Source organism: Neoroseomonas marina (assembly GCF_012927745.1).
GTDB classification, from domain to species: Bacteria; Pseudomonadota; Alphaproteobacteria; order Acetobacterales; family Acetobacteraceae; genus Neoroseomonas; species Neoroseomonas marina.
This window is the reverse complement of sequence record NZ_JABBKX010000008.1, coordinates 64,058-77,730: the sequence shown is the minus strand read 5'-3', so window position 1 is coordinate 77,730 and position 13,673 is coordinate 64,058. Positions and strand designations below refer to the sequence as shown.

Here is a 13,673-nt window from a genome sequence, read left to right as displayed (position 1 = left end):
TCCGCATGCTCCAGCCCGAGGAGGTGCGACGATGACGGATGCGGTGGCGACCCACTACGCGGGCGATGGCGACCTGGCCGCGGCGATCGCCGCGCAGTTCCGCCAGGCCGGCAAGGATCCCGCAAGCCTGCGCGCCGCCGACCTCGCCTCGGTGGATGAGTTCCATATCCGCGGCCGCAAGGCGACGCTGGACATCGCGGCCGCGCTGGGGCTCGACGCCGCCTCGCATGTCCTCGACATCGGCAGCGGACTGGGCGGGCCGGCGCGCACGGTCGCCGAGGCGCATGGCTGCCGGGTGACGGGCATCGACCTGACCCAGGCCTTCTGCGACGCGGCGACGGCGATGAGCGGCTGGGTCGGCCTCGCGGACCGGGTGGCGTTCCGCCAGGGCGACGCGACCGCCCTGCCCTTCGACGATGCCGCCTTCGACGCGGCGATGACCATCCATGTGGCCATGAACATTCCCGCCAAGGACCGCATGTACGCCGAGGCCCGGCGCGTGCTGAAGCCGGGCGGCCGTTTCGCCGTCTATGACGTCCTGCAGGGGGAAGGCGGTCCGGTCCACTTTCCCGTGCCCTGGGCACGCGAGCCGTCGATCAGCCACCTCGCCACACCGGCGGAAATGCAGGCGCTGCTCACCGAGGCCGGCTTCGAAATCCTGACCACGGAGGATTCCACCGAGGACAGCCAGGCCTGGTTCGAAGCCCTGGTGGGCCGCCCGCCGCCGGCCGTGACCTTCAAGACCTTCCTCGGCGACGAGTTCGCGGCGATGGCGCGCAACCAGGTCGCGAACCTGAAGGAACGCCGGATCCGGACCGTGACCTACCTCTGCCGGGCCTAGCCCCTGAAGCCGGTGGCGACGACGTAGAGCTCGGCGCTGTCCTTGCGGCTCGCCGGCGGCTTCACGTGGCGGACCGCGGCGAAGTCGCGCTTCAGCGTGGCCAGCATCTCCTTCTCCGTCCCGCCCTGGAACACCTTGGCGACGAAGGCTCCGCCGGGGGCCAGCACGCGGCAGGCGAAGTCGAGCGCGATCTCGGCGAGGCCCATGATCCGCAGGTGGTCCGTCGCCTGATGGCCGGTGGTGTTGGGCGCCATGTCGGACAGCACGATATCCGCCTTGCCGCCCATGGCGGCGATGGTGCGGTCCTCGGCCTCCTGCTCGGTGAAGTCGCCCTGCAGCACGGTCGCGCCCGGCACGGGGTCCATCGGCAGGATGTCGATGCCGACGACCTGGCCCCTGGGCCCCACAGCCTGCACCGCCACCTGAGTCCAGCCGCCCGGCGCCGCGCCAAGGTCGACCACCCGCATCCCCGGCTTGAGCAGGTGCAGCTTCTCGTCCATCTCGAGCAGCTTGAAGGCGGCGCGGGAGCGCAGGCCGCGTTCCTTCGCGGCACGGACATAGGGGTCGTTGAGCTGCCGCGTCAGCCAGCGCTGGCTCGCGGTGCTGCGGCCCGTCGCGGTGCGCAGGCGGGTCGCCATGCCGCGCCCGGCGGCCGGCGGTTGCTTCGCCATGTTCTCTCCTTCAGCGCAGCGGCCGGCGACGGGGCCCGGCGCGCTCGGCGCGCATCATGCGGGTCAGCATGCCTTCCCGCAGGCCGCGATCCGCGACCGTGAGGCGCGGCGTCGGCCAGACACGCCGGATCGCGGCATACACCGCGCAGCCCGGCAGGACGAATTCCACCCGATCGGGCCCGACGCAGGGATGCGCGGCCAACCCCTCCCGCCCCAGGGCGAACAGGTCGCCAAGGGCCAGGTCCGCCGCCTCGCAATCCAGGGTCTTGCCGTCCACCAGCGGGCGCCGGTAGCGCGGCAGCGCCATGGCGACCCCGGCCAGCGTGGTGACGGTGCCCGAGGTGCCCATCAACCGCACCCCGCCGGCGCGGATCTCCTGCCCGATGCGGTGGATGCGGTCGAATTCCGCCAGGTGCTCGGCCACCTCGGCGACGACCTCGCAGAAGCCGCGTTCGGTGAAACAGTCCTGGTGAACCCTTTCCGCCAGCGTCACGACGCCAAGCGGCAGGGAGACATAGCCGATCAGCTCCGGGGCGCCGCCCTCGGGCGGGACGCGGATCCAGGCGATCTCGGTGCTGCCGCCGCCGATGTCGAACAGCAGCGCCCGGCGGTCCTGCGGTTCGAGGAGCGGAGCGCAGGATTCCATCGCCAGTTCCGCTTCCTCCCGCGCCGAGATGATGCGCAGGCGGAGGCCCGTTTCGGCGGTGATGCGGGCAAGGAAGGCCTGACCGTTGGCGGCACGCCGGCAGGCCTCCGTGGCCACGGCCTCGAGCCGGCGGACGGGGCGACGGGTGAGCTTTTCGGCGCAGGCCCGCAGGGCGGTCGCGGCGCGGTCCATGGCCGCATCGGCCAGCCGGTTGCTGGTGGCCAGCCCTTCCCCCAGGCGAACGATGCGGCTGAAGGAGTCGACGACGCGAAACCCCCCGGCGGTCGGCGCGGCCACCAGCAGCCGGCAATTGTTCGTGCCGAGGTCGAGCGCGGCGAAGGCCGGTCCGCAATGATCCGCCCGCGCGAAGCCCGCTGCCGCCTGCGCGGGCGGGGAATCGGGGACGAAAGGTGCGGACGCGTCGGTCATATCAGGGTCCGGACCAGCCGGGGTCGAGGACTGGCCCTTAACGAATGATCCGGAGATGTAGGCGCGCGGGCAAGCAGTTTCCACGACCGCACGCTGATCGGCCCCGGAACGGGTGCGAGGGTGGTTGCCTCCTGGCAACCAGGGTGGTAGATGCCCCGCCCTCGGCCGATGCCGAGACCGCTTGGGGGATAGTTTAGCGGTAGAACTCCCGGCTCTGACCCGGGCAGCCTTGGTTCGAATCCAGGTCCCCCAGCCACCGCATCCTAAACACCTGACGAAGCAGCATCTTTCGGGTCGGCCAGCACGCCGAGGCCGCCCTTGCACGCTGCTCGCCCACAACTCACCCACATCACCAGGAAGAATGACGTTTACTACTGGCGGCGCCGCCTCCCGGGCTTGCCGCGCGGCGAGGTCTCGCTAAGCCTCCGCACGCGCCGCTTCCGGGAAGCCGAGCATCGGGCGGCGCTGCTCGATGATGTTTTCGGCGCTGCGATGGCGAGAGTGAGTGTGGACGGGACCAAGCTGACGGCGGCCCTCGGGCCGATCCTCGCGGCGGAGCTTCGCGACACCTTGGAGCGGGACCTTCGGGAGCGCATGGAGCGCGCGCCCGGGCGACCCGTCTATGCCCATGGATGGGAACGCGGCGACCCCGAGACCGCAACCGAGGCGGACCTTCGCGCCATCCGCGACGCCCGTGAGAGCATGGCGCAGCGCATTGCCGACAACGACCCGATGGATATGGAGGATGAGGCCGCGCGGCTGCTTCGTCGTCATGGTCTCCCGGAGCACCTCCTGCGGCCCCTCGCCCTGGGCTTGCTGGAAGTCGCGGTGAAGGCGTGGGACACGGCTGAACGGCGGACGTTGGGCCTTGAGCCGCTGGTAGTGGCGACGGGAGAGGCGCCATCATGCGGCGCCGCGCCACCCGTTGAAGTGCAGTCCACGTCCCCGGAAAGCGGGATGCCTCCCACGCCAGAGGCGAAGGCAGCCGCAGCGTCCAATGCCGAGACACACGCGCAGCCTTCTGCTTCCTCGTTGGTTGATCCGTATTTCGTCCGCAGGGAAACCATCGACCGCACGCGGCATCAGGTGATGGGGCAAGAACGCGCCACGCTGCGGCTGTTCTTCGAAGTGTGCGGCGACCGTCCGCCGGCCGAGTATCAGCGCGGCGACGTGACGCATTTCCTCGGCACGCTGCGAAGGATGCCGGCCCTATACAATCGGTCCTGCAAGGCCCCGCCAAAAAGCGTCGCGGCCATGATCGCGGAGGCCGAAGCGAGCAACGCCGCGCGACTAACCGACAAGACCGTGAAGCGCCACCTCACTGCGCTATCGCAGTTCTTCCGCTTTGCAATGGACCAAGGGCTGTTAAGCGTCGTCGGTCGTGACGAGCTGGTGAAGGATCACCGCTTCCAGGCGCCGAAGAAGGCGCGAGACCAACGCGACGCATGGACGCCAGCGGAGCTAGCGGCACTGTTCAAGACGCCCGTGTGGTCGGGTCGCGATATCTCCCGCGCCACCCTGTCCGGCCCGCACATTGTCCGCGATGCGAAGTTCTGGCTGCCGCTCTTGGCATTGTTCCATGGCGGCCGGCTTGAGGAGTTCGCAGACCTCTACGGGCGCGACCTGCAATGCGACGCAGGAACATGGCTTCTCAAGATCGTGGAGACCGAGGCGGATGAAGCGGCGGGGAAGAAGGGCCGCAGCCTAAAGACCGGCAATGCGGCCCGCTCTCTTCCTTTGCATCCCGAGGTCATCCGCTTGGGCTTCGTACAATACGTCCACGAGAAGGCGCCGCGCCCGGACGATCCTCTATTCCCCGACCTTCCGCCGCAGGGGAAAGACGGGCGGCGCGGCGCACGCTTCACGCGCGATTTCATCTACTACCGTCAGCAAGTCGGGGTGTATCGGAAGGGCGTCGGCATGCACTCGTTCCGCCATACCGCCATCACGCGGCTGACGGACGCCATCACCGATTTCCAACAGAAGCGCCATCGCGATTACCTCATGGGCCATGGCGGGGGCGCGACCGAGGGCGATGTGCGATACGACAAAGGGCCCGGCTTGAAGGCGACTGCCGCTACGCTCGCGCTATTGCGGTATCCTGAGTTGGACTTGTCGCACTTGTATTGGCCAGATGCCGATCCGGCGGATTGACTGCGCGTTCGCCACCGGTCGGGCTCGCGGGCGGCTCCTTTGCATTGATGGGCCGTTCGGCGCCTCGGGCGTTGCGGTCCAGTCCGCTGGACCTGAGGCCAGACCAAAACGTCGCCGCCGCAATGCGGCGCCCCTTCCAGGCCCTTCGAAGCCGGGAGCCGAGAGGGCCATTCCTCGCGACCAATAGGGCTCACCACAGAAGGCCCAAACATTCGCGCTCCAGTGGGCTTTACCGAAAACGACGATGCGGCTGAATGCGCGGTTAGGGCCCATCTTCCCAGGCATCGAGCGGCCGGCGGCGTGAGTTAGGGCTCACCTCAGCACGCACCCGAGCGGCGAGGAGCGCGAGTTAGGATGCATCTCCCCACCCACCCGAACAGTGAGGAGCGCAAGTTGAGGCCTACCTCCCCGCGCCCTAAGGATTTGCGGTCCAGTCAGTGGACCGGAAACGCGGAACCGGCGGAGCGCATAAGTTAGGGCCTATCTCAGCACGCGCCGAACGCCGGGACGCGGGGAGTTATGGTGAACCTCCCCACGCACCGAGCGTCACCCGCCGTGAGTGGGGGCTTTGATCTACCGGGGCCCTCCCCACGCGCCCAAACGGCGGACGCCGAGGTCCATGAGCTTCGTGCCCAATACGGTGCATCTCCCCGCGCCACACGTCCGCGGTCCAGGGAGCTTTCCCGCAAGCGGCGGTGCGGCTGGATGCCATACGATACGGCCGACCTCCACAGCGCCAAACGCCGCCCGGCTGCGACTACTGGCCTCTGCCACTGCGCTCGGCGCCGAGACGTGCGCCACGTCGCCCGCATGTGAAATGCTCGGTGCTCGACGCTCAAGGCTAATACGGTGAACCTCCCCGTGCCGAAGATTTCCGGTCCAGTCAGCTTGACCGCTGGCCGTGGAGCGGCCGCACGGCGCTAATACCGGCCACCTCCACAGCCCCGAAACCGTCCTCGCCGCATCTGACCGAGATTCGCCCCGGCAATATCGTTGGTGGTGCTACTCGCGGATCGTGATGGCAGGCGCCGCCGTGCGTTGCCTCCCTTTCTCCCTCAACCCCTCAAGGCCACCAACGCGCGCCCCTTCGGATCACCCCGGAGGGACGTGCGGACATGCGCCCACAAGGACCCACACCCACCATGACCACCATCTCCTCTGCCCTCGCCGCCGGTCCAAGCGGCGACGTTCGGCGTCACATCGAAATCTGGACCGACGGAAGTTGCCGTCCGAACCCAGGACGCGGCGGCTGGGCTGCAATCCTCCGCAATCCCGAGGGCCGCACCCGCGAGCTATCCGGCGCCGAGCCCAACACGACCAACAACCGCATGGAGCTTCGTGCTGCCATCGCTGGCCTGAAAGCCCTGCTGAACCCGTCCCGCGTCGCCGTCCATGCCGACAGTGAGTATGTCGTGCGGGGCATGTCCCTGTGGCTGCCGAAGTGGCAGGCCAGCCGGTGGCGCACCTCCGCAGGAAAGCCGGTCTTGAACGCCGACCTCTGGCAGCTTCTCGCCGTAGCGGCGGAACCCCACGACGTCACCTGGCAGTGGGTGCAGGGGCACGCCGGGGACCCGATGAACACCCGCGCAGATGCCCTTGCAAGTGCCGCGAGGGACAAACCGGAAGTCACGCGGCGCGGTGCTTGATCGTGCGGCATCGCCTTGCGTCCTTCCGGTCCAGTCGGCTTTACCGGAAGCGACATCCCACCTCCCACCGCCTCTAGGCATATCCCTCGATGGAGAAGCCTTCGATGGTGGATGGAGGAGGTGGTCCACTGCGCCGGGAACCCTCAGCGCACCACACGCCATTACGGGAAACGGTTTCTGGCCCTGCGACGCTGTCGGCGGATGCCCTGCGCGATGCTGTGTTGCTGGACTGGACCATCGCTCCCGTCACGGAACCCGCGCGGGCCCTCATGGGTGCCGTGGAGGCCAACGCATCGGCCGTCGAAACACGCGGCAGGACCAGAGGCTCACGCGAAGCCGCTGACTTCCGCCGCGCTCTTGGGGCCATCGTCGGTTCCGTTCTCGGGGCGTGGTGGCGGCGCCGTGTTCCGATCTCTCACTCGCGGAGGGCCGCTGCCTTCACGGGGAAGCCTATCGGGGCCCGGACGGCACTGGCCGCCGCCGATGCTCTCACGTCCGCCGGCCTTCTGATCCACCACCCCGGCTTCCGCCGCGAAGTGATGCCGGGCTGCTACGGCGGGGGCTGGTCTTCGCGATGGCACCCGACCGCCCGCTTGCTCGCGCTCGCGGGGGCTTACCGGGTCACGGCGGGGACCGTCGCGGATGCCTTCCGCCGCATCGACGCCGAGACCATCCAGCCTGCCGCACCACCTGAGTTGGTGGAGGTGAAGCCCCTCGGCCGGGCAAGGTTAGCCGGCGCCGACCTCGCCGCTGCCACCGAGACCGTGGCCGCCCTCAATGAACGGGCCGCGACGGTGCCCGTGACGGGGTGCCCGCGTCCGGTCTTCCGCCGCACCTACCACGGCACCGGGCATGGTCGCCTCTATGCCCTCGGCGGTGGCGGTGTGGCCTACCAGCGGATGGCAGCGGAGGACCGCCTCCGGGACATCACGATAGGCGGGGAGCCGATAGTGGAGGTGGATGCGCGGGCCTCACACCTGACCGTCCTGCACGCGCTGGCGAATATCCCGCTGCCCGAGGGAGACCCGTATGCCCTTCCCGGCATCCCCCGGGAGGCCGTCAAAGCGTTCGTCACCATGACCATCGGCACAGGCGGGCCGGCCAAGCGGTGGGCCAGGGATGCAGGACGCGAAGACGGATGGCCGCCACTGGCGAGCATCCGTGCTGCGGTCATCGCCCGGTTCCCCTTCATGCGCTGCCCGGCGCTCTTGGTCCCCGCCGACTTCCTCCCGGGTGTCGGACGGGAGCGGGCGCTCTCGCACTACCTCATGCGCCTTGAGGCGGACGCGCTGGCGACCGCCATGGGCATCCTCTGGCGGGAGCACGAAACTCTGGCGCTGCCCCTGTTTGATTGCTTGCTGGTTCCCCGGTCGGCTACCGGCCGGGCCGTCGAGGCCATCCGAACGGGCTACCTCGTCCATGCCGGGGAAGAACCTCGGGTGTCCGTATCGTGGTGGGAGGATGGCCGGAAGGCATCGGAGGACATGTGACGGGCGCAGAGGGCCAGAAGTCCTTTGATGGCCGTCCCCCGCCCCTCCGAGGCACCGCCAAAGGGCCCGTTCTGCCGGCAGCACGGGATATGCTCTCGGGGTCCCGAACGGCCCCAGGCGAGCCCCAGCGCAGCCCCTGGGCGGTGCCCCTGGCGGGCGGGGGCCGGCTTTTTTGGGTCACGCATCTGAGCGACCAATACCGCCAGCGGCATCGTGGGTTTCCCCCCGGGGGGGGGGCCTCGCGCCCGCCATCACTCACTGATTGGGCTGCGGCGCGGAGGCGCCGTCTCCTCCCGAACCTGCTGTCCTCATCACGTCCCTCAGTTTCCTTCCATCAGGCAGCGTGATGTCCGGGACGCTACCTAGATACTCGTCGCCAAACTGAGCCCACCCGGCACGGCCCCCTTTTCCGCCCTTGCCATCTGCTTGCCCCGCTCCTCCGCCCTCGCCACCAATGATAATCCCCGTCCCGCCTCTGATGACACCTGACCCGCCCTCGCCGCCATGACCACCACCCGGGCCACCACCAGCACCGCCGCGCCCGCCGATGATAACCCCGCTGCCGCCTTCGATCAGGCCACCGCCACCCCTGCCGCCCGCACCACTCGGCACCTCTTTAGGCGCCCTTAGGCGCGGCCTCAGGGCTTTCCATCCGAAGTAAGCGCCGACGACCGACCCGATGGCGCCGAGTCCGGTCAGCCACAATCCAATGTCCATCCCCGTCTCCTCGCTGGCCCCACGTCTCAATAGAGCAGGCCCGTGTGAGTCGTCTCGCGATGGGCCGGGAATGTCTCACACGAATATCATTGACGATTGAGACGATATCCACCATCGTCGTCAAAGACCCGTGCGAGACAGTCTCGCCGGGCCAGGGACACACGACCAATGGCAATGACCGTGGGTTATGCCCGGACCAGCACCGTGGAACAGGAAGCCAGCCTAGAGGCACAGGACCGGGACCTTCGGGCCGCCGGGTGCGGCAAGGTCTTTGCGGAGCGGGTCTCCTCCATTGCCAAGCGGGCGCAGCTAGAGGCGGCCCTTGAGTATGTCCGCGAGGGCGACACGCTGGCCGTGACCAAGCCTGACCGGCTGGCCCGTTCAGTGGCAGACCTCCTCGGCATCATCGCCCGCCTTGAGGCAAAAGGCGTTGCCCTGCGGGTCCTCTCCATGGGCGGTAGCGAGGTGGATACGCGGACCCCGACCGGGCGCCTCATGCTGACCATGCTGGGCGCCGTCGCGGAGTTTGAGCGGGCCCTGATGCTCGAACGCCAGCGGGAGGGCATCGCCAAGGCCAAGGCCGAGGGGAAGTACCAAGGGCGGGTGCCCACGGCGCAGCGGCAGGCGGCCGAGGTGTTGCGCCTCAAGGCCGAGGGGGTCCGCCCGGTGGACATCGCCCGCAAGCTCGGTATCGGCCGGGCCAGCGTCTATCGCATCCTCGGCTAACCAAGGAGGGTAGCGTGAGGCCGCCGCGCAGCAAGGGCCGGGAGCAGTATGCAACGGGCACAGGCATGGCCCTTCGGGGCAACCGCAGCCACCCGGGTTGGTGGACCTGGCGCGATCTTTCCGGGGCGCCGTCTGCGCTTGCTGGGGGCGGGATTTCGCTGTGGGGGCGACCGAGTGGGCAGGCTTCGGGGCCTGGGCCCTGCATTACCGCGGCGTCATCGCCTGACGGCGGATACGGCGTAGCAATCCCAGCGAGGCTCGCGGTCCAGTCGGCTTTCCCGGAAGGCGGAAGGGAAATCAGAAATACGTCCTCAGCATCTCAGGCATGGGATGCGTTGAACGGCAACCCTCACACCCCCTAGACAACCGGGAGAGGTCAACCTGATGGCCAAAGAGAGACGACCCACGCAATGAAAGGGGCCTAGCCGAGAGGGGCGGCCCAGAGCCACTGAAGAGACTTAGGGAGGTGGTGGCGGGAACAGGCTTGACGCACTTGCGGTCGGGGCGGTGTTGGCCGTTGGCGAGCTTTGTCCGCGCAGCGTACGAAGCGTCTGATCAGTCTGCAACATATCCAACTCTCGACGCTTTGCCATAAAATCTGGATAATACAGACGGTCAAAGTCATCGACCCTAAGTTCTTTTGAGAATTTCAAATCTTTAGCCATCGCCTCCAGCATTTTTCTTATCCGGTTCTCTTGCTCATGCATCGGAACATGACGAGAAGGGTCATATGAATTGTACAGATCCGCCCATGCATCCCTGACTTCGCGAACGTCAAAGAAAATGACATCTATTAAGTTCAGAGCCCGGACACCGCTCGGAGACCAAAGTGACTTTCGTTCCTGCATGAGTGCAACAAAGATTTCTAGTTTCGCTTTGCGTCTCTCCTCAGCCTCCTGTCCGTCGCGCCGAAGATCCTCGGCCAAACGAGCAGCCGAGAGCGGTCCTTTCCACGCAGTATAGGCAGCAAAGCCCGCAGCAAGTGCCGAGAGAAAAGCCGCAACCACCTCCGGCCGAGATACCACAAAATCGATCATGGTGCGTCTCGCAACTTCACCAACCGCGCGTTCACTGGCCCTTGGGCAGTTGGAATTGTAACATAAGATCGAGACAGGAAGTCGACAGGCAGGCTGAATTTGGCCCCATAAGTCAATCCTTCTGGTCCTGTTTCTCGGCCCTGCACAAGATGAATATTTGCCGGTGCCCGAATGATCACATCAAATGGGTATCCGCCATCCACGGGATCGTACTGGAACGATCCGTCGTAGGTCACGCCAGCGACATCCACGCCTGCAAGGATACCGTTCGTTAGCAAGAGCAAAGAGAAGCCCTGCCCTACCTTCGATGTAAAGTACCCTGCATAGAAACCGTCAGGTTCAGGCATAGTGGTAGACTGTCCTCCCGTCTGGCAATGTTGGTGCTCACCCTCACACCATGGCGATATTGGACCATAGCCCGACCGTTCGAATAGATCCCAATAGCCTACAATCGAACCTTGCTCGCAGCCTGACGCTCACCCACAATCCACCCACATTTCCCCCAGCCGGCCCCGAGAGGCCCGCATTGTCAGGGAGATGCGAGATCGGGAGGGCCAGTTCCAGGTCCCCCAGCCAAACCTCCGTCCTCCACGGCTTCCGAGCGCGACACTCCGCGCCCCCCCGTTGGGCATGCAGGCCGCACACCAAAACGTGAGCACGGACCGGCCAACTACGGGAAAAGATTGCGTCCTGCCCGGTGGTTAGCGGCCGTCCGGTCATGGTCTTCGTTCCCCTCAAGAACGACACCATGCCGGAGACTCAGATGTCGCCACCCGTGCCTGGCCGTCTGGTTGAACCGGGCCGGCTGCATCTTGCCTTCCTTGCCGCCTGCCTGCTCATCAGCGTCCTCAGCGGCCGTCAGCTTCACCTGGACGGAGCGAACTACGTCGTCCAGTCGCTGCTCGACCCGCTATGGTACCCGCACCCGACCCCGCGCCGGCTCTTCGCGATCCTCTGGTCGACCTGGCCGGTTCGGCTGGTCGGCCTCGCCTCGCCGGACCTGATCGCCCTCGGTTCCTTCGTCTTCGGACTGACGAGCTACACGCTCATCCTGATCCCGGTCGCGCTCGTGCTGAAGGCCCGGATGCCGGCGTCGCAGCAAGCCGTGATCCTGATCGGCTTCCTCGCGTCGATGGTGTTCCTGACGAACTTCATCGTCACCGAGCTCGTCTTCGCCCTGTCGATGACGACCGCCTTCGTCACCCTCACGCTCGACCCATCTCTCGACCCGAGGGGCCGGTGGCGGCTGCTCCTCGCCGTGCTGTTGCTCGCGAGCTACGAGACGGTCGCGTTGACGAACCCGCTCCTTGCGCTTGGCGCCCTCGTCAGGGGGCGGTCCGAACAACTGCGCTCGCGGGCCAACCGCGTGCTGGTGCCGCTCATCCTGTTTTGCGCGACGCCGTTCCAGATCGGCTTCTTCCTGGTGAACCCCTGGCCCCATCCGGGCGGCGCCAAGGCACACTTCGTGTGGATGATCGCCGGCGTCTTCACGGCCGGCCTTCTGGTTATGCTCGGCGTCACGCGGCTGCTGCTGACGGCGGGCTGGTCGGCCGCGATCCTGGTGCTGCTGTGCTTCCTCGTCCCGGTGTCGATGCTGCTGCTGCCGTCGATGCTCGGGCTGCGCAGCCGTGCCTTCCGCTACGCCTATCCGTCGCGCTACTTCAGCGTGGGCGTGCTGTTCGTGATCTCGCTCCTGCCGCTGCTGCTGCTCCCTAGATTCGACTGGCCGCATCGCGTGATGGCATGGATCGGAACGCCGACATTGCGCGGGCTTGCGGCCGCCGTGATCGCCGGATTCGGCGGCATCAGCGTGATGTCGAGCGCGGACGCCGTCGCGTTCCGAAAGACCTTCGAGGTCGAGCTGGGGCGCCTCGGCGGCATGATGCCACACGCCCAGTGTTCGGTCTGCGCGGCGCCCGAGGACCAGGGCCATGTCGATGTCGGGTACAACTGGATCTGGCCGCTCTACAGCATGGCCTACACCATGCGGCACCAGGATCGACCACCGGTCATCCTCGTCGGTCCGCGCGGCATCGCCGGGGATATCTCCGAAGCCACGGTGGTCCGTTTCCTCGAACGACAGAAGGCGCAGCGGCGGTTCAAATCCAAGACGTGACCCCGTCGCGCCCCAACCGGATCGATCCGGCGGGCGGGATTGACCCATGCCCCGACCGGCGGCAAACCGGGCAGGACCACGAACCACAATGGGGGCTGACAGAGTGGCGGGAGACAATGACGCGGTGCGTCCGTTGCGGACGCTCGCGCCGGCAGGCGGCGTGCGAACCCTGGTCCTGGCTGCGGCGCTCCTTGCGCCCGCCGTCGCCTCGGCAACACCGTGTCCCACCGCCCTGCCTGTCTCCGGCGAGTATTCCTCCGGCTTCGGCTATCGCGGGCGCGGATTCCATCCCGGCGTCGATTTGCGCGCCCCCGTCGGCTCGCAGGTGCGTGCCGCCGTCGGCGGCACCGTTGTCTTCGCCGGCCGCTACTACGCCTATGGCGTGATGATCGAGATCCGGCACCAGGATGGCTCGACGGCGCGCTATGCGCACCTGTCCGGCATCGCGCGTGGCCTGCAGGTCGGCGATGTCGTCATGCCCGGCCAGCCGATCGGCGCCGTCGGCCGCACCGGCCGCACGACGGGTCCGCACCTGCATGTGGAACTGCGGCGCGACGGTCGGCCGATGGACCCCTGGCCCTGGCTGACGCGCACCGCCTGCGTCGAAGACACGCAGGTCGCGGAGGCCCCGCGGCGCTGATTCGCGCCGCGGCGTTCCGCCCGGTCAGGCCGGGCGGAAGGTGATCGGCTTCGCGCCGTCCCACAGCACGGAACGACCGACGACCGCGAGGCGATCGAGCCCCTCGCGGATCGTCAGCACGTGGTTCCCCGCGAGTTGGCCTGCCTTCGAGGCGAAGCAGGTCGGCCCATAGGCGACGAGGATCTCGGTCTCGCTGACGCCACCGGGATAGACGATCACCTGGCCCGGCGCGGGGTAGGAGGTCGCGTTCTCGAAGCCCAGGCCGAGGTCGAAATCGCCCATCGGGATCCAGCAGGCCTCGCCCGACCAGCGGACGTGGATGATGCGGTTGCTGTAGGGGACGAAGCTGCGGAAGCGCGCGACGGTCTTCGGGGCGTCGCGTTCCTCGTAGAAGGCCTCGAAGATCTCGCCGCCGATGTCGATGATCACGTCCGCCACGTCGCTGCTCCTGTCCTGGATCCTTGCGGTGTAACCCGTCGCGTCCTGGCGGAAAATCGGTTTCCAAAGGCCTTTCGGCCTTTGGCGGGGTGGTGCGGAGGGGCGGCGCCCCTCCGGCAGAC

General features: G+C 67.4%; 12 protein-coding genes and 1 tRNA gene. 8 read left to right on the top strand and 5 right to left on the bottom strand.

Going from position 1 to position 13,673, the window contains the following annotated elements; translation table 11 throughout:
* The first annotated feature begins 31 nt into the window (after window positions 1–31).
* Window positions 32–841 (top strand): class I SAM-dependent methyltransferase, encoded by an 810-nt coding sequence (locus GWK16_RS19640; RefSeq protein WP_170055668.1) that lies wholly within the window; start codon window positions 32–34, stop codon window positions 839–841.
* Here GWK16_RS19640 and GWK16_RS19635 read toward each other — a convergent pair.
* Together GWK16_RS19635 and GWK16_RS19630 are read right to left on the bottom strand one after the other, a co-directional pair.
* Window positions 838–1,512, bottom strand: coding sequence for an RlmE family RNA methyltransferase (locus tag GWK16_RS19635; protein WP_170055667.1), 675 nt, complete (start codon window positions 1,510–1,512; stop codon window positions 838–840). The two genes, GWK16_RS19640 and GWK16_RS19635, sit on opposite strands and share 4 nt — an antisense overlap.
* Window positions 1,513–1,522: 10 nt before the next feature.
* Entirely contained in the window at window positions 1,523–2,587 is a 1,065-nt protein-coding gene (locus tag GWK16_RS19630; protein WP_170055666.1) for a Ppx/GppA phosphatase family protein, read from the bottom strand.
* A gap of 182 nt (window positions 2,588–2,769) precedes the next feature.
* Between GWK16_RS19630 and GWK16_RS19625 the strand changes: the two genes are divergently transcribed.
* The 5 genes from GWK16_RS19625 to GWK16_RS19605 all read left to right on the top strand — a co-directional run bounded on the left by GWK16_RS19625 (window position 2,770) and on the right by GWK16_RS19605 (window position 9,320).
* A tRNA-Gln gene (locus GWK16_RS19625) sits at window positions 2,770–2,843 on the top strand.
* A gap of 62 nt (window positions 2,844–2,905) precedes the next feature.
* Window positions 2,906–4,741, top strand: coding sequence for a DUF6538 domain-containing protein (locus tag GWK16_RS19620; RefSeq protein ID WP_170055665.1), 1,836 nt, complete (start codon window positions 2,906–2,908; stop codon window positions 4,739–4,741).
* A gap of 1,142 nt (window positions 4,742–5,883) precedes the next feature.
* A complete protein-coding gene (rnhA, locus tag GWK16_RS19615; RefSeq protein ID WP_170055664.1) occupies window positions 5,884–6,387 on the top strand; it encodes a ribonuclease HI in 504 nt (167 codons plus the stop codon).
* Window positions 6,388–6,980: 593 nt separating this feature from the next.
* Complete coding sequence (locus tag GWK16_RS19610) at window positions 6,981–7,877, top strand: hypothetical protein (protein WP_170055663.1); 897 nt, start codon at window positions 6,981–6,983, stop codon at window positions 7,875–7,877.
* Window positions 7,878–8,768: 891 nt separating this feature from the next.
* Window positions 8,769–9,320, top strand: coding sequence for a recombinase family protein (locus GWK16_RS19605; protein ID WP_170055817.1), 552 nt, complete (start codon window positions 8,769–8,771; stop codon window positions 9,318–9,320).
* A 458-nt stretch (window positions 9,321–9,778) separates the two neighbouring features.
* Here GWK16_RS19605 and GWK16_RS19600 read toward each other — a convergent pair whose 3' ends face one another.
* Window positions 9,779–10,357 carry a DUF6680 family protein gene (locus tag GWK16_RS19600; protein ID WP_170055662.1) on the bottom strand — a complete coding sequence of 193 codons (579 nt, stop codon included), beginning with the start codon at window positions 10,355–10,357 and terminating at the stop codon, window positions 9,779–9,781.
* On the bottom strand, window positions 10,354–10,704 hold the full coding sequence (locus tag GWK16_RS19595; RefSeq protein WP_170055661.1) for a hypothetical protein: 351 nt from the start codon (window positions 10,702–10,704) through the stop codon (window positions 10,354–10,356). Before GWK16_RS19595 ends, GWK16_RS19600 begins: the two co-directional genes overlap by 4 nt.
* Before the next feature lie 371 nt (window positions 10,705–11,075).
* On the opposite strand from GWK16_RS19595, the gene GWK16_RS19590 reads away from it, so the two are divergent.
* Window positions 11,076–12,473, top strand: a complete 1,398-nt coding sequence (locus tag GWK16_RS19590; RefSeq protein WP_170055660.1) for a hypothetical protein — start codon at window positions 11,076–11,078, stop codon at window positions 12,471–12,473.
* 160 nt (window positions 12,474–12,633) lie between these two features.
* Window positions 12,634–13,113: a M23 family metallopeptidase gene (locus GWK16_RS19585; protein ID WP_338144519.1), complete on the top strand. Its 480-nt coding sequence runs from the start codon at window positions 12,634–12,636 to the stop codon at window positions 13,111–13,113.
* Window positions 13,114–13,137: 24 nt separating this feature from the next.
* On the opposite strand, the gene GWK16_RS19580 is transcribed toward GWK16_RS19585, so the two are convergent.
* Window positions 13,138–13,551, bottom strand: coding sequence for a DUF3830 family protein (locus GWK16_RS19580; RefSeq protein ID WP_170055658.1), 414 nt, complete (start codon window positions 13,549–13,551; stop codon window positions 13,138–13,140).
* Window positions 13,552–13,673 lie beyond the last annotated feature (122 nt).